This window comes from Achromobacter spanius (genome assembly GCF_003994415.1).
Classification (GTDB): domain Bacteria; phylum Pseudomonadota; class Gammaproteobacteria; order Burkholderiales; family Burkholderiaceae_B; genus Achromobacter; species Achromobacter spanius_C.
In genome coordinates this window covers 2,936,451-2,956,015 of the sequence record NZ_CP034689.1, presented here as the reverse complement: position 1 = coordinate 2,956,015, position 19,565 = coordinate 2,936,451, and the positions used below count along the sequence as shown (strand labels likewise).

The following is a 19,565-nucleotide window of genomic DNA, read 5'->3' as shown; positions in this document are numbered from 1 at the left end:
GATCAATACGGAATTCACCGGTACAGCCGGACGGAACGTGCCTGACATTTTGTCACATTCCTCACTACAATTGCGTGGGCTTTTTTGGATTCTTGTGGCCGGGCGGTCGCAAGTACGTCGGCACCCCGCAACGCCCACGTATCATGCCCACGATCAACGCCGACCTGTTTGTCGGCGCGCAACCCTGGCTTTCAAGGACACCTCATGAAATTTGGATACACCATCGTTTACGTGCCTGACGTAGCGGCGTCGTTGTCTTTTTTTGAAGCCGCCTTTGGCTTTCCGGTGCGATTCCTGCACGAATCCAAAACGTACGGAGAACTTGATACCGGCGCCACCACGCTATCGTTCGCCGCGCATGAACTGGCTGCAATGAACTTCGCCACGGGGCACATCGAAGCGTCAGCGTCGCCGAAGCCGTTGGGCATGGAGGTCCGCTTTGTGACGGACGACGTTGCCGCCGCCCACGCCAAGGCCTTGTCGCTGGGCGCAACGGAACTCAGCGCGCCGACCGCCAAGCCGTGGGGGCAAGTGGTGTCGTACCTGCGCTGCCCTGACGGCACGTTGGTGGAACTGTGCACGCCGGTGCAAGGCTGAGGAATTAACGCTTCGCCCCCGGACAGACAACTTTTCAGGGTTCCAACATGACGCTTGCAGTACAAATGACGGCAATCATTGTAGGCATCGTCGCCTACGGCCTGGGCAAACTCAGCGTTTACCTTCGACAGGATGACGAGCGAGATCCGGCGCTTCCCGAGGATCCCGCCATGTTTTGGGAACCGCGCCGGTTTGAGCTGTGGACGAAGGCCCAGGAAAATGAGGTCGCGGCGGAACGAGCAGTGGCAACATTGATTGCGACGCTGTCGCTGGCAAGCATCGCCGGCGTCGCCGCGTTGGGGCAATTGAATATCATTGGCAACCGCGGCGTCGTAGCGCTCATCCTGGGCTTTTTCTTCCCGGTGATCTTCTGCATCGCCAGCATGCAATGGCGCCAGTTTCTGTTCAACGATCGTGCGCGCCGGCTTCAAGACGCCTTCGACCTGAACCAACCCATCCGCCGCCTGCCGCGCGACCGCAGACGGCAGTTCCTGGCGTCCGCGCTACCCAAGCTCGCCGGGATCATGTTCATGGCTGCGCTGACGCTGACCGCGCTGGCCCTGCCCGCCAGCAGCGTGAACTGTGCCAGCCCTCGTGCCGAATACAGCTACGATCATCTGTTGTGCAGCGGTTTTATCCAAGCGCTGGCGCACAGGGATTGACGGCGCAAGGCGCCCGCATATGGAGTTTGCCCCGCGTCCAGGTAGGACGGGTCAGCGCTTGGGGGCTTCATGCCTCGGTCTCATACACCAGGCCGTAGCGCCCGCGGCTTTGTCTTATTCGCGCGAAGCCAAGTTCCCCCAAATGCATGCCGGCGATCAAGAGTTTCTCTGAACTGACCATGTCCAACAACCGGGATCGCGTGGCGGCGGCAAGGGAAGGATTCTGATCAAAGGCAATCGAAACATCCGGCCGTTCAATCTGGATGTGGGGAAAATGAACAATATCTCCCCAAACAAGCAGGCTCTGATCGGAAGATTCGAAAAGATATCCGGAATGTCCATCCGTGTGCCCCGGTAGCGGCAAGGCTCTGATACCGGAAACCACCTCGCCTTCCTCGAAAGTGCGGAGCATGTTTCGGTAGCCGTCGAATACTCTACGCGCGATCAGGAAGTTGCCGCGCGCGCGCTCGCTGGCACGACTTAAATTTCCGTCATCCTGCCAGAAGGCAAGCTCGCGCTGATGCGCCACAAGCTGCGCATTTGGAAAGACGATTTGTCCGGCTGCGTCCACCAGCCCACCGACGTGATCGGGATGGGCGTGTGTAAGCAGAAGGGTGTCGACGTCGGAGGGTTCGACGCCAGCCAGCGATAAATTCGATAGCAGCCGGCCACCCCATTGTTTAATCCCTCCCGCCCCGCCGTCGATAAGCATGGTGCGCCCCGCCCCGCGGACCAAGTAGGCATTGATATGGACAGCGGTCGGCTCGTTCTGGCCCGCGGCATTTTGCATTCTGCAGGCCTCGCCCGGCTCGATATTCGAAAGCAAGTCCAGGCTGGCGGCTAGGTAGCCGTCGCTGAGGGCGGTAACCGTGAAATCCCCGGCTTGCTGGCTTGGAAATGGATTGGCGGACACAAATTTCTCCGGTGGACTTTGTAGTATCGGGCTTGAATATTCAGCGCTGCATAACCGAACAACGGATGCGCGCCTTTCAATCAGCACAGCGCGTGATGGCGTTGGTTTACGCGCTGCGGCAACTTGTCAGTTGTTCCGTCATCGGCGCATACAAGTGAACGTCTTCAGGCAAGCGCTCGATTAACCGAGCCTGTCGCCAAGGCAGTTTGCCCAGCCAACGACGCTCCGGAAACTTCTCGAGCGCAACGGCTCGCATGGCCAAGGGGGTAAGGCCCATCTGGATCAGAGGCTCGGCGCAGCTTGCACACAGCACAAGGAGTTCGTCCTTACTGACCGCTGGCGCATGGCCAATATCTCCGTACAGATTTCGGTGCCAGTCGGTGATGTGCTGTTGCCACCTTGCGAAATTGCCGCCGCCCTTCTGGCGGTATTCCTCGCCCGTCAGAACATCCAGGCCGTCAATCGTGTGCAGGGCCAGGTAGATCGGGCAATCAACGCTTAACGCCTTGAAGCGCTGCGACGTGTGAAAGCCCGTGACCGATATAAGGGCGGGTAGTTTTTCAGCACTGTAGAAGTCGTTCCATTCGGCTTCGCTATTGGGATCAGCGAAGCTGCATTCCACGGTATAGATCATCAGGAAAATCCTTCGTCACGGGCTAGGCGCTTTCGGCACTCAAACCCATTTCATTGCAGTAAGGTCATGCTAAACCCGCCTCTACCGTGTATATAGCGATATAAAATCAGCCTTCAGTGACATTGACTCAAGCTGCTTCAAGCGCGCCCCCATCAACGAGCCCCCATGCGACGTAAGATTCCCAGTAACTCCGCGCTTCTGGCATTCGAGGCAGCGGCGCGACACGGCAGCTTTGCCCGCGCAGCCCAGGAATTGGCGCTGACCGAGGGCGCGATCAGTCGTCAGATCGGTCGCCTGGAGGCATTTTTAGGCGTCGCACTCTTTGAGCGCGTGGGGAATCGGGTACGGCTTGCACCCAACGGCATGCGATACGCGCTGCAAGTGCGCGAGATCCTGAATCGCCTTGAGCGAGACAGCCTTTATGTGATGGGGCAGCCCACCGAAGGCGGGACGATTGATATCGCCGCTATTCCCACCTTCGCCACCCGCTGGCTTATCCCTCGGCTGAAGCGCTTTCAAAACGCGCATCCCAACATCACCGTGCATATCACCGAGCGTATGGAACCCTTCATTCTTGCGGGTAGTGGTTTCGACGCGGCCATCCATTTTGAGCATCCGGCATGGGCGGGAATGCACCTGCATCACCTGCTGGAGGAAGTGCTGGTGCCCGTCTGTAGCCCGGCTCTGCTGGCGGAAGCCGGTGCCAACACGTCGCTGGACGAGCTGCCACGCCTTCACAGGCGGCAAAACCCGGACGCATGGCAGCGTTACGCTCAAGAGGCCGGCATCGAGTTGACGAATTCGGCGGTGGGCGCGCGCTACGATCTGCATTCCATGCTGATCGCGGCGGCGGTAGCCGGCCTGGGAGTCGCGCTGGTGCCGCGTCTTTACATCGAGGCAGAGCTTGAACAAGGCCGTCTGGTCGCGCCTTGGCCGGACAGCAAAGCGATTGCCAAGCACTTCTGCCTTGTACTTCCCGAGCCGATCACGTTGAGTGAAGCGCCACTACAGGCATTTGCAAAATGGATGCTTCACGAAGCGCAGGGCGTGGCGTCGTCGTTCAGCGCCTGACGTGCATCACTTAACGTGGAAACCACCCCTGAATCACGAGGCGCCCGCAACCAATCGCGGAACACGCGCACCTTGTCCGCCATCGGCCCCCTGCCCGGCCAGACCAGGTAGTAGCCAAAGTCCTCCAGCCAGGCATCGTCCGCCAAGCGGACCAGCCGCCCCGTGGCAAGCTCGTCTTCCACCATTGCCACCGGCAGCAGCCCCGCGCCCTGCCCGGCGGCGACCGCCTTCAAGAGCAGGCTGCCGTCGTCGAACGCCGGCCCCCTGGGCATGCCTGCATCTTCGACGCCCTGCGCCGCAAACCAAAGCTGCCAGCCACTGCGCTTTTCGTCATGCACGCGCGGCCAGCGCAGCAGGTCTTGCGCATTCGCCGGCATGCCCAACGAGGCGACCAGGCTGGCCGATGCCACCGGCACGACGCTCACCGTCAACAGGTGTTCGCTTTGCAGGCCCGGGTAGCGGCCCAGCCCATGCCGGATGGCGATATCCACGCCGTCGCGTGAAAAATCCGTCAACGCGTTGTTGGTCACCACTTGCAGGTCAATGTCGGGATGGCGCGCGTGAAAGTCGTTCAGACGAGGAATCAACCAGGCCGAAGCAAAAAAAGTGGTGGTGCCCACCGTCAGCACGCGGCTTGCCGGCGGCGCCGCGATGCGAGCCGAGGCATCCAGAATCTGACGAAACGCATTGCGAATGGGCGGCAGGTAATTCTTGCCGGCATCGGTCAGCAGAATGCCCCGGTTCACTCGCACAAAGAGCGCCACGCCCAGGTGCTGTTCCAAGGTCTTGATCAACTGGCTGACCGCGCCGGGCGTCACGCACAGTTCTTCCGCCGCGGCCTTCATGGACTGATGGCGGGCGGCGGCGTCAAACGCGCGCAGCGCATTAAGCGGGGGCAGTCGTGACGGGGTCATGAGCGTTCATCGCGGCATTATTCAGAATAGTTTTACTAATCTGAATTCAATAGAAAACAGGGTTTGTTGCATTGGCTTATTGCCGCTAATTTACCCGGATTATTGCGAAACATCGATTCATCCGGGAATAGCTTAACTATATGAATGAGACCATCACTACACACCTTGCCGACGCCGATCTGCTGGACCAGGACCTGACCTATGTCGCAAGCTTGATCCAAGCCCGCGACGTATCGCCGGTTGAACTGACCCACCGCCAATTGCAACGCATCGAAGCCCGCGACGGCGCACTGCACAGCTACGCTTGCCTAACGCCCGACCTGGCCCTGCAAGCCGCACGCGACGCGGAAGCCGAGATACGCGCGGGGCGATATCGCGGCCCGCTGCACGGCATTCCTATTGCGCTGAAAGACCTGTGCCGCCAGAAAAGCGTACCCGCCGCCGCCGGCATGACGATCCATCGCCACGCGCCCGCCACGCATGACGCCACCGTTGTCCGCCGCCTGCGCGACGCGGGCGCGGTCCTGCTGGGACAGTTGCAGATGACCGAGGGCGCGTACTCCGATCACCACCCAAGCATCACGCCCCCGCGCAACCCTTGGAACGCGGACTACTGGACCGGCATCTCGTCCAGCGGCTCCGCGGTGGCCACGGCGGCCGGGCTTTGCTTTGCGGCGACGGCGTCGGATACCGGGGGATCCATCCGCTGGCCCTGCGCCGCCACCGGCTTGACCGGCATCAAGCCGACCTGGGGCCGCGTCAGCCGGCACGGCACCATAGAGCTGGCCGCATCGTTGGACCACATCGGCGTCATCGCGCGCAGCGCGCAAGATGCCGCCGTCATGCTGGAGACCATGGCGGGCGCCGATCCGCTGGACCCGACCGCGTTGCAGGCGCCCGTGCCGCGCTACACGCAACACGCCACCAGCTCTCTGCACGGCCTGCGGATCGGCATCGATTCCGATTGGAACGGCAGCCACGTCGACGCGCAAACACAGCGCATGCTGGCCTCGGCCGCGCAGACGTTCCAGGACTTGGGCGCGACACTGGTCCCGGTGCAATTTCCGATTGCGGACGCCGAACAGGCGGTACTCGACTGGGCGGCCATTTGCGCGGTGGAAGCCGCGGTGGCCCATGCCGATACCTACCCGTCGCGCCGCGCGGAGTATGGCCCCGTCCTGGCGGCGGTGCTGGATGCGGGCCACGCCTTGTCTGGCCTGGACTATCAGCGCCTGTTGCTGCGCCGCATGGCGCTGCGCGGCAAAGTCGACGCCCTCTTCGTCGGCATCGACGCGCTGCTGACACCCGTGCAGCCAATGCCGCCGCTGACCTTGCACACCATCAGCACGCTAGGCGAGCAGCCCGAACTGATTGCGGCGCTTCAGCGCTACACCTGCGTATTCGACATGACGGGACACCCCTGCTTGACGCTGCCGGCGGGCCAGTGCAGTGCCGGCATGCCGATGGGCGTTCAACTGGTGGCGGCGCATTTGGCCGAGATGAGCTTGTTTACCCTGGGCGCCGCCTTCCAGGCCGCCACGCCCTGGCATTTGCGCAGGCCCATCACCAAGGCGCAAGCATGACGATGCCCCCACCACAGACCGCAACGCCGTCCACCCATGGCCGAATTTTTCATGGGTGGTTCGTCGTGGCCGCCGCCTTCGCCATTACCTTGCTGGGCTTCGGCAGCGCCTATTCCTTCAGCTCGTTTGTCGATGCCTTGCAACGCGACTTCGGCGCCTCGCGCGGGGCGGTGTCGCTGGTGTTCTCGCTGGCGGGATGCCTGTACTTTGGATTCGGTGTATTCAGCGGGCCGTTGGCCGACCGATACGGATCAAGAGCGTTGGCGCTGACGGGAATGCTACTGCTGGCCTTGGGCCTGTTGCTTGCCGCCGCTGCACAGAACATGACGCAGATCTATCTGGCTTATGGGCTGGGCGTGGGCCTGGGTGTGGGATGTTCGTATGTGCCGGTGGTGGGCGCGGTGCAGCGCTGGTTTCAGCGGCGGCGCGGGCTGGCGTCGGGGCTGGCGGTCAGCGGCATCGGGGTGGGCACGCTGCTGATGCCGCCACTGGCTGCGACGCTGATCGGGCTGTGGGGATGGCGAAGCGCCTATCTTGCGTTGGCCGTGGGCATAGCGGTGCTGGGTGTGGCCGCATCGCGTTGGGTGGAAAACTCGCCGCTGGACCGGGGCCTGACGCCAGATGGCGAGCCACCGGCCCCGACGTCAGCAAGCACGCCAGCACCCGAAGGCCTGTCGGTACGGGACGCCGTCCGCAGCAAGCCTTTCGCCAAGCTATATGCCGCCTGCCTGGTCTGCGCGTTTGGCGTCTTTGTGCCGTTCGTGCATTTGGTGCCCTACGCAATGGACCACGGTGTAAAGCCCGAACTGGCCGTGCTGCTGCTTAGCCAGATCGGCGTGGGCAGCACGGCTGGCCGGTTCTGCCTGGGTCCGCTGGCGGATCGCATTGGCAGGCGCAACGCGCTGGCGGCCATGTACGGTGGAATCGCCGCCACGCTGGCAGCCTGGGGCGCTTGCAGCCAGTTTTGGACGCTGGCGTTATTCGCCTTGGTGTTTGGCGTGTTCTATGGCGGCTGGGTAGCGCTGCTACCGGCGGTCGTGATGGACGCTTTTGGTGGCCGCCATATCAGCGGGATTATTGGGGCGCTGTATACCAGCGTGGCGCTTGGCACCTTGGTCGGGCCGGTTGCGGCGGGATATGCCTACGATTTAAGCGGCAGCTACGGGCTGCCGATTGCCGCGGCGGTTGTGGGCAGCGCGCTGGCGGCGGCAATAACCAGTTCGGACAAAACGCAGCATGTTGCGCGCACGCCGCGTTGGCACCCGCCCGCGCAATCTAAGTAATAGTATTTCTTATTCGCATTCTGTAAACTTCCGGGCATCTTGCCATCACCCGACTCTTTTACCCTCCCCGCCGTCGAGCAGCTTTATCGCCATCACCATGGCTGGCTGCAAGGCTGGCTCCATCGCAAGCTGGGCGACAGCGGCGACGCGGCCGATCTGGCGCAGGACACGTTCTTGCGGCTGATGGCCGCCCGCCGCCCGCCCGTGTTGCGTGAAGAGCCACGCGCCCTGATCACGCATATCGCCAAGGGGTTGCTGGTTGACCATTGGCGCCGCCGCGCGGTGCAGCAAGCCTACCTGGACGCCATCGCGCATCTGCCCGAACCGCAAGTGCCGCCGCCGGAAACGGGCCTCATCATCGTGCAGACCCTGGTGGCAATTGACGCCATGCTGCAGCGCCTGCCTGCGGCCACGCGCGACATGTTCCTGCTGGCGCAGCTGGACGGTCTGACCTTGCAAGAGATCTCCGAGCAAACCGGCAAACCCGTGATTACGGTACGGCGCCATCTGCGCAAGGCCTTGATGGCCTGCATGGCTGTCGCCGCATGAGCGCGCTGGGCAGCAACGCCATGACGGCCATGCCCAGCGACCGGTTGCTGGAAGAAGCGGCCGACTGGGTGATCCGGCTGCGCTACGAACCCGCCGATGCAACCACCCGACGAGCATTCGAACGTTGGCTTGAGCAGAACGAAGCTCATGTGCAGGCTTGGGCACGTGCCGAGCAGGTGCTGGGCGCGTTTGACGGCCTGCCCGCCCAGATCGGCCATGACGTGCTGCGCGCCACCCGCAAGCGGCAAGGCCGCCGCGCCGTGCTGCGCGTGGCGCTGGGCCTGGGCGTTGTGGCACCGGTCGGCTGGATGGCGTGGCGCGAAGCGCCCGCCTGGCGCGCGGACATGCGCACCGCCGCGGGCGAACAATTGACACGCGTGCTGGACGATGGCACGCGGCTGGTACTGAACAGCGGCAGCGCCGTCGATCTGCGCTTTGGCACTGCTGAGCGCCGTCTGGTGCTGATGGCGGGCGAGGTCATGGTGACCACCGGGCAGGAACCGCAATCCACCTACCGACCGTTTGTAGTGCAGACCCCGCAAGGCGAGGTGCAAGCATTGGGCACGCGCTTTTCGGTGCGTTTGATCGATGATCGCACCGAGGTCATGGTGTTTGAACACGCCGTACTGGCGCGCCCCGCGCACGCCGCCCCCTTGCGCATCGACGCGGGGCAACGCGGCAGCTTCACGCTAGCCCAGGCCGGCGGGATCGCGCCGGTGGACGACAGCGCGGCGCTCTGGGAACAAGGCATGTTGGTCGTGCGCGACCAGCGCCTGGCCGATGTGGTGTCCGAGCTGGCTCGGCATCGCCCGGGCATCCTGCGCTGCTCGCCCCAGGTTGCCAACCTGCGGGTATCGGGCGCCCTGTCGCTACGCGATACCGATGCCGCCCTGCGCGCGTTGGCCGAACGCCTGCCGATTGCCGTGCAACGCGTCACGCGCTACTGGGTATCGGTCGGGCCGGCGGGCGCTTGATCTGACGCGCAATAAAAATAATTTGCATTCAGGTGATCACTTTTTCGTTGTCGTGCGGAGTAGGTAGTGAAACCGCATCGAGGGGATGCGGGCGCTTCTTGCTTGACGATGAAAGGATGAAAGAGTGATGGCACGTGTACGCGCAACGCGGGGCAAAGCACCCCGCAAGGCAATGATCTGGTCAGCGCTTTGGTGCACCGCCATGGCGAGTGCAACGGCGGGCGCGCAGACCGCAGCACAGTCGGTGGCACAGCGCGGCACGACGCCCAGCTCGCAAGTGCGCGCCGTGGAGATCGGCGCGGGCACGCTCGATACCGTACTGGCGCGCTATGCCGCTGCGGCCGGCGTACAGATCGTCTACGACCCCGCTTGGCTGGCCGGCCGCCAGAGCCCGGGCATCTCGGGCGAGATGAGCGTGCAGCAAGGCTTCGACCGCCTGCTTGCGGGCACCGGCTATCGCGCCGTGCCCAGCGCCGCGGGCACCTATGCCTTGCAGGCCGCGCCGCAAGGCGGCGTCACGCAGCTAGAGGCCGTGACCGTCATGGGCGCGGCTACGCCCGCCACCAGTGAAGGCACCGACTCGTACACCAGCAATGCCGTCACGCTGGGCAAGGGCACGCAGACGCTCAAGGAAATTCCGCAGTCGGTGTCGGTCGTGACGCGCCAGCAGTTGGATGACCAGAACTTGAATAGCCTGTCGGACGCAATGCGCAACGTGACCGGCATCACCGTTGAAACGCTTTCCAGCGGTGGCAATATTTCCAGCTTTATTTCGCGCGGCTATACGCTGGATACGATCCAGTTTGACGGCCTGCGCGCACCGGCCGGCGCGGGCAACCTGTCGGCGGGCTTCGACCTTGCCATCTACGACCGCATTGAAGTGCTGCGCGGCCCGTCCGGGCTGTATCAAGGCACCGGTGAACCTGGCGGCAGCGTGAATCTGGTGCGCAAGCGCCCGCTACAGGAATTCGCCTTCGGCGCGCAGGCCAGCGTGGGGTCCTGGGATTACTACCGGGCAGTGGCCGACCTGAGCACACCCTTCGATAGCGAGGGCAAGCTTCGCGGCCGCTTCATCGCGGCCTATGAAGATCGCGGTTCGTTCGTGGACCGCGTGAATTCCGAGCGCCCTACCCTATACGGCATCATCGAGGCCGACCTGACGCCGCACACCACGCTGGCGGCCGGCATCACGCATCAACGCTCGCGCACGACCCCGGCGTTCGGCCTGCCCGCCTATGCCGATGGCTCGCTGCTTGACGTGCGCCGTGGCACCAACCTCAGCGCGGAATGGAACCGCATCGAAGAGGAATCCACCGAGTTCTTTGCCGACCTGGAACACCGGCTTGAAGGCGGTGGCGTGGTCAAGGCAAGCGTGTTCCATCGCGATACCGATACGCCCACGCGCCAGACCACCTGGTCCAACCGAGCCGTCGACCCGCTTACCGGCGATACCAACCTTATCGCCTGGTCGTACCGCAACCACTGGAAAACCACCGGCGCGGACGCCCACCTGAACCTGCCGGTTGAAGCCTTCGGCCGCGAACACAGCCTGCTGGTGGGCGCTGACTACAGCTACACGCGCAAGCAGTTCAATTACGGCGGCGGCACGCTGTTCCCGACCAACGTCTACGAGCCCGTCATCGACATGCCCATGCCCGACATGGAACAGGTCAACGGCAATGACGGACGCACCAGCGAGTTCGGCCTGTACACCCGGGCGAACTTCCAGGCGACCGACAATTTGAAGTTCATCGCGGGTGCTCGCCTGGGCTGGTGGAAGAACGACGCGCGCAACGCCAACCAGTACTTCGGCGACTTCAGCCAGACCGAAACGCGCATCGCCGCGCGCACCACGCCGTACGCCGGCTTGGTCTACGACCTGACGCCGCAAGTGTCCGCCTACGCCAGCTACACCAGCATCTTCCAGCCGCAAACCGACATCGACGCGCAAGGCAACACGCTGTCGCCGCGCGTGGGACGCCAGATCGAAACCGGCTTGAAGGGTGCGTTCATGGACGGCAGGCTCAACGCGCATGCCGCGCTGTTCCAGATCGTGGACCGCAACCGCGCAATGAGCGACCTGAACAACCCCATGTATTCGGTGGCGGCGGGCAAGGTGCGCAGCCAGGGCTTCGAAACCGAGATCAGCGGTTCGCCCCTGCCCAACTGGGACATCGTGGCGGGCTATGCCTACACGCAGACCAAGTACCTGGAGGCGGCCGCGGCCACGGAAGGACTGTCGTACAGCACGATCACCCCGCGCCACGCCATCAACCTGTGGACGCGTTACCGGTTTACCGAACCGACGCTGCAAGGCTTCAGCGTGGGCACGGGCGTGCGCTGGAACAGCGGGAATTATCTGCAAAGCGGCAACGTGCGTTGGGACCAGGGCAGCTATGCGGTCGTGTCGGCGCAGATTGGTTACCGCTACAACCGCCACGTTGAGGGCACGCTGACGGTCGACAACCTGTTCGATCGCAAGTACTACGAGAAGCTCGGCGGCGCGTCGCGGCAGAACTACTACGGGCAACCGCGTAGTGTGATGTTGACGTTGCGGTATCAGTATTGAAACGGGGGGGTGGGCGCGGTGGCTGCTGTCGATCGAACTTCTGCCGCGCTTGCCTGAAGCCATCCGCATTCCCGACGCCCCAGGTCCACAACGGGATCATCCGGACCAGCAGCGCCATGCCCGAGTCCGAGATCTGGTGCTCCACTCTGGGAAGCGTCTCGTCGAAATCATGGCGCAGCACCGGCCATCACGCTCAAACTGCCGTAAGGTGCGCGTCAACATGCGTTGCGTCACCCCGTGCATGCGTCTGCCGATTTCGGCTGCCATGCACGCCTAGCGTGTGGACGACACCGCGAGATGGGTTTCGCGCGATAGGCAGCGATGTTCTTGCCATCGATAGGACGCGCTGCACCCATCCTACAATTCACGCAATTCACGCAATTCACGCCCGTAGGATGGGTGCAGCGCGAGAAGGCCTTCGCAAATGCCGCAACACCTACCGCGCGAAACCCATCAAACATCGGTGAAACCACGACCAAACCAGCCGACACCTGACTCTCACGCCCGCGAGCTACAGCGCCTTCAGTTTCAAGCCATATGCAGCAGCAGCTTGCCCACCGTAGGCCGACCGCCACCTGGCGTTGGCATTGGAAGCGATGCACGACGCCCCGGCCCAGGACTGGACGGTGGAATCGCTGGCGCGCGCGGCCGGCATGTCGCGCTCTGGTTTTGCTGCCAGATTCAAGGCCGTGGTCGGCCAATCACCGCTGGACTATTTGACCGGATGGCGGATGCACTGCGCGAGCCGGTTGCTTCAGGAGAATCACGCTCTGTCCGACGTGGCTAGCCAAGTTGGCTACGAGTCGCCGGCTGCTTTCACTCGAGTGTTTCGGCGTGAAATCGGGATGACGCCGGCGAAGTTTCGCAGGGGTGGAAAGTCGGGCTGAGGTGCGAGGCTAGGCAGCCAGCGAGCATCCTCGCCAGGCCTGGCGCTCACTCTCCCTTGATCTTCGCCTCTTTGATGAAGCCGCTCCACTTTTTCATTTCGCTATCGATGAAGCCGGCAAAGTCCGCCGCGTTGCCGGGACGGGGTTCCATGCCCTGCGCCAGCAACTTGCGCTGGATGTCCGCGTTGTTGAGCGCGCCGTTGATTTCCATGTCAAGGCGGCTGACGACGGCGGCAGGCGTCCCGCCGGGAGCCAGGAAGCCGTACCAGCCGGAGGCGACCACGTTGGCCAGGCCTTGTTCGCGCAAGGTCGGTGCGTCCGGGTAGATCTTGCTGCGTGCCGGCGACGCCACGCCCAATACCCGCAGCTTGCCTGCCTGGATGTGCGGTAGCGCGGCGGTGATGGCGGTCAGCGTCGCGTCGAGCCGGCCTGCGAGCAGATCCGTATACGCAGGGACGTCGCCGCGATATTGCACGCTCAGACCCTTGACGTCGGCGTCACGCAGAAACAGTTCGGCGGCAAGGTGAGGAAGCGAACCCGTGCCCGGTGTACCGAAAGTCAGCCCGTTGGCCTGCGATTTGCCTAAAGCGATCAACTCCTGCGCTGTCCGTGCCGGCGACTCGGCATTCACGATCAAGAACAATGGCACGGTCGCCGCCATGGCGACCGCCTGCAGGTCTTTCTTGGGGTCGTAGCCAAGCTTGCCGTACAGGGCTTCCAACGTGGCGTATGGCGCCGCGCCATACAGCAGTGTGTAGCCGTCAGCCGGCGCGTGGGCAACGAATTCATTGCCCACCCGGGTGCCCGCCCCCGTCTTGTTTTCGACGATGAAGGACTGGTGCAGGCGACGGCCAAGGTATTCCGCGATCAGGCGGGCCGACAGGTCATTGGGGCCGCCGACGCCATACGGGGAAATGATGCGGACGGGGCGTGCGGGCCAATCGCCCTGAGCGAAAACGCGCGGCGCCACGCCGCCGCACAGCCCTGCCGCGGCCGTGCCGATAAAAGCCCGCCTGGTCATGTTCATAAGAGTCTCCTGATTATTGGTATGTGATCGCCGTCCCGGCACCGTGCCGATAGCGTGGGGAGGCGATCTTTTGGAATATTAGGGGCGCAAATCTATCAGTACAAACTTCATTTTCTTGATAATTCAAAGGGTAAAGTTATAAATTCCAGGCCGCCGAAAATCGGCGAAATAAAGGAGACGTCATGGCAATCGAGGTAACGCTCAGGCAGTTGCGTGCATTCCTGGCCGTACGGGAATGCGGCAGCTTTTCCGAGGCGGCGCAAACCCTGCATCTTTCGCAGGCGGCGCTGAGCGGCTTGGTCAAGGAGCTGGAGAGCCGGCTGGGCGTACGGCTGCTGGATCGCAACACCCGCAGCGTCAGCGCCTCGGCAATCGGCGAGGCATTCGAGCCCATGGTGCGGCGGGTACTCGCGGACCTGGACGAGGCGTTGGAGGGGGTCAGTAATCTGAAGGCGCTGCGGCGCGGACTGGTGCGGGTTGCCGCGCCCGAGCCCTTGTCCTGCACGTTGCTGCCCGAGCTGATCGCCGGTTACAGCGAGGCTTATCCAGGGATAGAAGTGCGTTTTGACGATATTCCCATCGAACAGGTGTTGACCAATCTGCAAAATGGCAGCGCGGACATCGGCTTTGGACCCGCGGGTGTGTTGACGGGCGACGCAATCGATGTGCACGTGGCGCGGGCGGACCCCTTATGGGCAGCGCTGCGCGCGGACGACCCCTTGGCAAGCGGCGAATCGGTGACCTGGAAAGATTTGCGTGAGCGGCCCTTGATCAACTACATGCCCAACCTGGCGCTGAATGTCCTGGCCAACGTGCCGTCTAGCCGTCATCCCCGGGACATCGTCGCGGTCCACCGGGTGAACACGGCCTTGGCCATGTTGCGGGTACGGTCCGGATACGTGATCTGCCCATCCATGGCTCGCCCCTTGGTCGAAGGGTTTGGACTGGTGTTTCGCCCCATCCTGCAGCCTGTGGTGACCTGGCGGATCGCCATCTTCGTGCGGCCCCGCAGTTCGATTTCGCCCGCGGTGGAAGGGTTTCTTGACCATGCCTTGCGCTTCGGCAGCCGCAACGCAGATAAATAAGATTAGCTTATAGAAACTTCAGAAATCACAGTTTGTTTGATAAGAGTGCGGCCGGTATCTTTGCCTATTCCCGGAGACCTGCCGCGCGCCAAAACATGACGTCATCGCGCTAACGGTAGTCGCCGCTTTTAGCCATCGGATGCCCATGACGTTGCCCGACCTCGATTCTTTTCTCTCACCCCGTTCCATTGCGATCGTGGGTGCGTCTTCCAGCCCCGCCAAGATCGGCGCCGTGCCCGTCCGCTATTTGGTAGAGCACGGTTACGACGGCGCCATCTATCCCATCAACGCCCGCGCGGACCAGATCGAAGGCCGGCGCGCGTATCCATCGTTGCGGGCGGTCGAAGCCTCCATCGATCTAGCCGTTTTCGCCATTCCCGCATCCAGCGTGGACGCGGCGCTGGATGATGCCATCGCCGCCGGGGTGAAGAATATCGTCATGTTCTCGGCTGGCTTCGCCGAGATGGGCAAGGAAGGCGAGCAGGCCCAGGCTGCGTTTGCCGCCAGGGCCAAGGCCGCCGGCATACGCGTGCTGGGGCCGAACTGTCTGGGCTTCATGAATGTGGCCCGGGCGGTCTATGCCACCTTTTCGCCCGTGGTTGCCACCGGCGCGAACGAGTCGGGCTGCGTCGGTATCGTCAGCCAGAGCGGCGCCTTTGGCGCCTATGCCTACGCGATGGCGCGCGAACGCGGGCTGGGCCTGTCGGCTTGGATCACCACCGGCAACGAGTCGGATATCGGTGTTGCCGATTGCATTGCATGGATGGCACGCGATCCAGCCACGCGGGTGATCATGGCCTACCTGGAAGGATGCAAGGATGGCCGTAAGCTGAGAGATTCCCTCGACCTGGCGCGGGCCGCGGGCAAACCCGTCGTGGTGGTCAAGGTGGGCCGGACTGAACTGGGCGCCTTGACCGCGGCGTCCCATACCGCCGCGCTGGCGGGCGACGACGCGGTTTTCGATGCCCTTTTCCGGCAACACGGCGCGTATCGCGCCCGCACTATCGAGGAGTTCTTCGACGTTGCCCATGGGCTGGCGGTGGCCGGGCTGCCACCCAACAAGCAGGTCGGCTTGTTGACGGTGTCCGGCGGTGTGGGAGTCATGATGGCCGACGAGGCCGCTGACGCGGCACTGGAGGTCACGGCGCTTCCTGCCGCCGCGCAAGCGATGATCCATGCCCGGGTGCCGCTGGCGGCCACCCATAACCCGGTGGACATTACCGGCCAGGTCACCGCCGAGCCGGATCTGCTGGAGGCCACGGCGCGCATCATGCTGGGTGAAGCCGGTCACGGCAACCTGCTGATATTCCTTGCCGCGTTTGGGGCCACGCCGGCCATGCGGATATTGCAGCAGCAGATGGCGCAGGCGCTGCGCAACGACTTTCCCGGACGCTTGATCATCTTCAGCACCCTGGCGGACACGGCGCAACAACGCGCGCTGGAAGCCGCTGGGTGCCTGTCCTTTACCGATCCGGCGCGCGCGGTGCGGGTCATGGCCGCCATGCAGTTCTTCATCCGCCAACAAGAGCGCGTCAGCCCCCCGGACGCGGAAACGCCATGGTCTGACGCCATGGCCGCGATGCCGGCGCCCGAAGACGCCAGCGCCGCGCCTGGTCCCTTGCGACGCGGGGCTCACAACGAAGCCGATGCCCTGAGAACGCTCGCGGCACACGGTATCCCCATCGTCCCGTTTCATCGCGCGAACAGCCCTGACGACGTCATTGCCGGCGCGCAGTCGCTGGGCTTCCCCGTGGCAATGAAAGTTCTTTCCGCAGACATCACGCACAAGAGCGATGTCGGCGGCGTGGTCCTCAACATCCATGATGCGGACGAAGCCGCTGCCGCCTATGCCCGCATCCTGGATGCGGCGCGGTCCTTTGCGCCAAACGCCCGGATAGATGGCGTGCTGGTCGCGCGCATGGTGCGCGGCGGCGTCGAATGCATTCTAGGCGCGCGGCGCGACCCGGCATTGGGCGTTGTCGTCATGCTGGGTTCAGGCGGCGTGACGGTCGAACTGCTGGGCGACGTCACGTTCCGCCTGGCGCCCGTCGATATCGATCAGGCCCGCGCGATGGTCGGTGAGCTCAAGACCGCAAGGCTGTTGCAAGGTTTTCGGGGCAAGCCCCCCTGCGACGTCGAGGCCTTGGCCGAAGCCATCGTCCGCTTGTCCCGTTTTGCGCTGACCGCGGGAGACTCGCTTGAATCGGTGGAACTGAATCCGTTTGTCGTACTGCCCGCGGGCCAGGGCGCGCTGGCGCTTGACGCCGTGTTGCTGACGGCTCCGCCAGCCGCAACGAACGCAAGCTCGCCGGCATTGGCGCCCTCCACTTCTTTCTGAGAGTCGTTTGACCATGAACAACGATATCGAAGCATCCAGCGTGCAAGCGGCCGCTCGCCATGCCGTCATGATCACATTGCCCTTGTTCGAGATGGCCCGCATGCGCGCCGCCAACACGGCGCGCAAACACCCGGCCCAGGGGTTTGCCGGCGATAGCCCTTCATCACGCATGCGCTGGCTGAATCAGTTCACCCACACGAGGCGCCTGCGGAGCCCGGACGACAAGGAGGTCGTCACGCCAAACAATGACACCTTATTCACCAATGCCTGGCTGGATCTATCCGAGGGCCCCGTCGTCATTGATGTACCGGCCATGGGTCAGCGCTATTGGGTACTGGGTTTTCTGGACGCCTGGACCAACCCCTGGGCCTACGCCGGCCGCCGCATGACGGGGTGCGAGGCGCAGCGACTCTTCGTGCACGGGCCGGCCTGGCGCGGCAACGTGCCCACGGGGATGCATGAAATCAGCGCTCCTAGCAATGATGTCTGGGTCATCGGCCGCATCCTGGTGGATGCAACGGCGCAAGATCTGGCGGAAGTCCATGCGTTGCAAGACCGTTTCGCCCTACTTCGCATGGACGGTACGCCGGCGCTTTCACGCATCGATACCTTGATCGACGAGCGAGGCGCCGGCGTGCCCCAGGCACAGGAGTATGCGCGCGTGGTCGACACGATGCTGGCGCGCAATCCATCCGCGCATCCATTGCCCGCCTGGCCGATCGCGCCCGAGTTGCTTCAGCAGGCGTTGGATGACGTATACACCGAACTGCGTGACGTCGCGCAGTCTTCTGAACTTGGTGGCGGCTGGACGACCGCCGTCAACGTGCGCGACAACTTCGGCGACGACTTCGTTACCCGAGCCCGCATCGCGCGTAACTGGATCGGCACCTTGGGTATCGACGAAGCCATGTACATCATGGCGGAAGTCGATGAACAGGGGCTGGCCTTGAGCGGGGCGCATCGTTATGAATTGCACTTTCCACGATCCGGCTTGCCGCAGGTGGCATCCTTTTGGTCCATCACCCTGTACCGGCGCAGCGACTGCCTGCTGGTCGCGAACCCCATAGGCCGTCATTCGATCGGTGACCGTACACAGGGTTTGCTGCAAGACGCCGATGGCGGGCTGCGCATACGCATCCAAGCTGACGACCCCGGCCATGGGCACAACTGGCTGCCTGCGCCCGCGGGTGAAGGCTTTTACCTGACATTGCGCCTCTATACCCCAGCGCGCGCACACCTGGAAGGGACGTTTGCTTATCCGCCGGTACGGCGTATGGCATGAGGGAAGAATCCATGCAAAAGATGTCTTTGTCATCTTCGCGGCGCAAGGGAAAGCAATGTCGAACTTCTTGAAGAATCGGGTGGCGATAGTCACCGGCGCAGGCAGCGGGCTGGGACGCACACATGCGCTGGAGCTGGCGCGTCACGGCGCCCAGGTCGTTGTGAATGACCTGGGCGAATCCGCACAGGCCGTGGCCGAGGAAATTCGTCGAGCAGGCGGTCAGGCCATCGCGCATCAGGGCGACGTTACCCGTTACGAAGACATGGAAGCCATGGCTGCGCATGCCGTCGCTGAGTTCGGACGGGTGGATATCCTGGTGAACAACGCCGGGGTGTTGCGTGACCGTAGCTTCGCCAAGATGTCGCTGGATGAATTCCGCCTGGTACTCGATGTGCATGTCATGGGGACGGTCCATGCCACCAAGGCGGTGTGGTCGGGAATGCGTGAACGGAACTATGGCCGCATCATCATGACGACCTCTTCGTCAGGGCTATATGGGAACTTCGGCCAATCCAACTACGGTGCGGCGAAGATGGCGCTGGTGGGGCTGATGCAGACGCTGGCGCTGGAAGGCGCCGCAAGAAATGTGCGGGTGAACTGCCTTGCCCCCAGCGCGGTCACGGCCATGACGGAAGGACTGCTGCCGCCCGAGGCGCAGGCGGTAATGACGCCGGAACGCGTTAGTACCGCGCTGTTGGCCTTGGTGGGCGAGGACGCTCCCACACGCATGATTCTTCTGGCGGGCGGCGGCAGTTTCGAAAGCGCCCAGATCACCATGACGCAAGGCATTCATATCGCCGACGGCAACGATCCCGCCGTTACGCTGCCGGCAAAGTTGGCACAAGTGCAGGACCAGGCTGGCCAGATGAGTCCGGCCTCGGGCTGGGACCAAGCCAGGCATGAAGTGGCTAAAGCGTTGGCTGGGGGAAGCAGCAGATAATGCGGCGGGGATTTCCGCGAACGAGCAGGCGGAATTCTTGCGTCGGTTCTACGTCAATCAATTCGGCCCTGACCTCACGGTCAGGGCCTCCTTATTGCCTGGCTGTTGCACGGCGCCCGTGTCGCAACAATGATGGCCCCCTGGCATTTCCTGATCCAACATCCCGACTCAAATTTACCGCCAGATATTGACATATAGCTATATTGCTATTTAATGTACGGCATGACAGATCCCATAGAACAATCCAAGGCACTTGC

At 63.2% G+C, this 19,565-nt stretch carries 17 protein-coding genes; 13 read left to right on the top strand and 4 right to left on the bottom strand.

Annotation, left to right across the window (positions count from 1 at the left end; all coding sequences use genetic code 11):
• Positions 1-204: 204 nt before the first annotated feature.
• Positions 205-597, top strand: a complete 393-nt coding sequence (locus ELS24_RS13670) for a VOC family protein (RefSeq protein WP_127184418.1) — start codon at positions 205-207, stop codon at positions 595-597.
• Between the two features lie 47 nt (positions 598-644).
• The gene (locus ELS24_RS13665) at positions 645-1,259 is read left to right on the top strand and encodes a hypothetical protein (RefSeq protein ID WP_127184417.1); all 615 of its coding nucleotides are present in this window, start codon (positions 645-647) and stop codon (positions 1,257-1,259) included.
• Positions 1,260-1,326: 67 nt separating this feature from the next.
• Here ELS24_RS13665 and ELS24_RS13660 read toward each other — a convergent pair whose 3' ends face one another.
• Together ELS24_RS13660 and ELS24_RS13655 are read right to left on the bottom strand one after the other, a co-directional pair.
• Complete coding sequence (locus tag ELS24_RS13660; protein WP_127184416.1) at positions 1,327-2,172, bottom strand: MBL fold metallo-hydrolase; 846 nt, start codon at positions 2,170-2,172, stop codon at positions 1,327-1,329.
• Between the two features lie 106 nt (positions 2,173-2,278).
• A complete protein-coding gene (locus ELS24_RS13655) occupies positions 2,279-2,806 on the bottom strand; it encodes a sugar ABC transporter (RefSeq protein WP_127184415.1) in 528 nt (175 codons plus the stop codon).
• Positions 2,807-2,971: 165 nt separating this feature from the next.
• Between ELS24_RS13655 and ELS24_RS13650 the strand changes: the two genes are divergently transcribed.
• Positions 2,972-3,877 (top strand): LysR substrate-binding domain-containing protein, encoded by a 906-nt coding sequence (locus ELS24_RS13650; RefSeq protein WP_127184414.1) that lies wholly within the window; start codon positions 2,972-2,974, stop codon positions 3,875-3,877.
• On the opposite strand, the gene gcvA is transcribed toward ELS24_RS13650, so the two are convergent.
• Positions 3,838-4,791, bottom strand: coding sequence for a transcriptional regulator GcvA (gene gcvA / locus ELS24_RS13645; RefSeq protein WP_127184413.1), 954 nt, complete (start codon positions 4,789-4,791; stop codon positions 3,838-3,840). The two genes, ELS24_RS13650 and gcvA, sit on opposite strands and share 40 nt — an antisense overlap.
• 140 nt (positions 4,792-4,931) lie before the next feature.
• On the opposite strand from gcvA, the gene ELS24_RS13640 reads away from it, so the two are divergent.
• The 6 genes from ELS24_RS13640 (at position 4,932) to ELS24_RS13610 (ending at position 12,636) form a co-directional block, all read left to right on the top strand.
• A complete protein-coding gene (locus ELS24_RS13640; protein WP_127184412.1) occupies positions 4,932-6,374 on the top strand; it encodes an amidase in 1,443 nt (480 codons plus the stop codon).
• On the top strand, positions 6,371-7,657 hold the full coding sequence (locus ELS24_RS13635; protein WP_205736970.1) for an MFS transporter: 1,287 nt from the start codon (positions 6,371-6,373) through the stop codon (positions 7,655-7,657). The genes ELS24_RS13640 and ELS24_RS13635 overlap by 4 nt, the downstream gene beginning before the upstream one ends.
• A gap of 39 nt (positions 7,658-7,696) precedes the next feature.
• Positions 7,697-8,206: a sigma-70 family RNA polymerase sigma factor gene (locus ELS24_RS13630; protein ID WP_127184411.1), complete on the top strand. Its 510-nt coding sequence runs from the start codon at positions 7,697-7,699 to the stop codon at positions 8,204-8,206.
• Positions 8,203-9,180 (top strand): FecR domain-containing protein, encoded by a 978-nt coding sequence (locus tag ELS24_RS13625; protein WP_240669505.1) that lies wholly within the window; start codon positions 8,203-8,205, stop codon positions 9,178-9,180. The genes ELS24_RS13630 and ELS24_RS13625 overlap by 4 nt, the downstream gene beginning before the upstream one ends.
• A 202-nt stretch (positions 9,181-9,382) precedes the next feature.
• Complete coding sequence (locus ELS24_RS13620) at positions 9,383-11,749, top strand: TonB-dependent siderophore receptor (protein ID WP_127184410.1); 2,367 nt, start codon at positions 9,383-9,385, stop codon at positions 11,747-11,749.
• A gap of 596 nt (positions 11,750-12,345) precedes the next feature.
• Entirely contained in the window at positions 12,346-12,636 is a 291-nt protein-coding gene (locus tag ELS24_RS13610) for a helix-turn-helix transcriptional regulator (RefSeq protein ID WP_127186329.1), read from the top strand.
• Between the two features lie 46 nt (positions 12,637-12,682).
• On the opposite strand, the gene ELS24_RS13605 is transcribed toward ELS24_RS13610, so the two are convergent.
• Complete coding sequence (locus ELS24_RS13605; RefSeq protein ID WP_127184409.1) at positions 12,683-13,663, bottom strand: Bug family tripartite tricarboxylate transporter substrate binding protein; 981 nt, start codon at positions 13,661-13,663, stop codon at positions 12,683-12,685.
• Between the two features lie 182 nt (positions 13,664-13,845).
• Between ELS24_RS13605 and ELS24_RS13600 the strand changes: the two genes are divergently transcribed.
• From ELS24_RS13600 to ELS24_RS13585, 4 genes are all read left to right on the top strand, one after another.
• Positions 13,846-14,748: a LysR family transcriptional regulator gene (locus ELS24_RS13600; RefSeq protein ID WP_127184408.1), complete on the top strand. Its 903-nt coding sequence runs from the start codon at positions 13,846-13,848 to the stop codon at positions 14,746-14,748.
• A 145-nt stretch (positions 14,749-14,893) separates the two neighbouring features.
• Entirely contained in the window at positions 14,894-17,086 is a 2,193-nt protein-coding gene (locus ELS24_RS13595) for an acetate--CoA ligase family protein (RefSeq protein ID WP_127184407.1), read from the top strand.
• A 13-nt stretch (positions 17,087-17,099) separates the two neighbouring features.
• Entirely contained in the window at positions 17,100-18,368 is a 1,269-nt protein-coding gene (locus tag ELS24_RS13590) for a DUF1254 domain-containing protein (RefSeq protein ID WP_127184406.1), read from the top strand.
• A 55-nt stretch (positions 18,369-18,423) separates the two neighbouring features.
• Positions 18,424-19,308 carry an SDR family NAD(P)-dependent oxidoreductase gene (locus tag ELS24_RS13585; RefSeq protein WP_127184405.1) on the top strand — a complete coding sequence of 295 codons (885 nt, stop codon included), beginning with the start codon at positions 18,424-18,426 and terminating at the stop codon, positions 19,306-19,308.
• Positions 19,309-19,565: the final 257 nt, after the last annotated feature.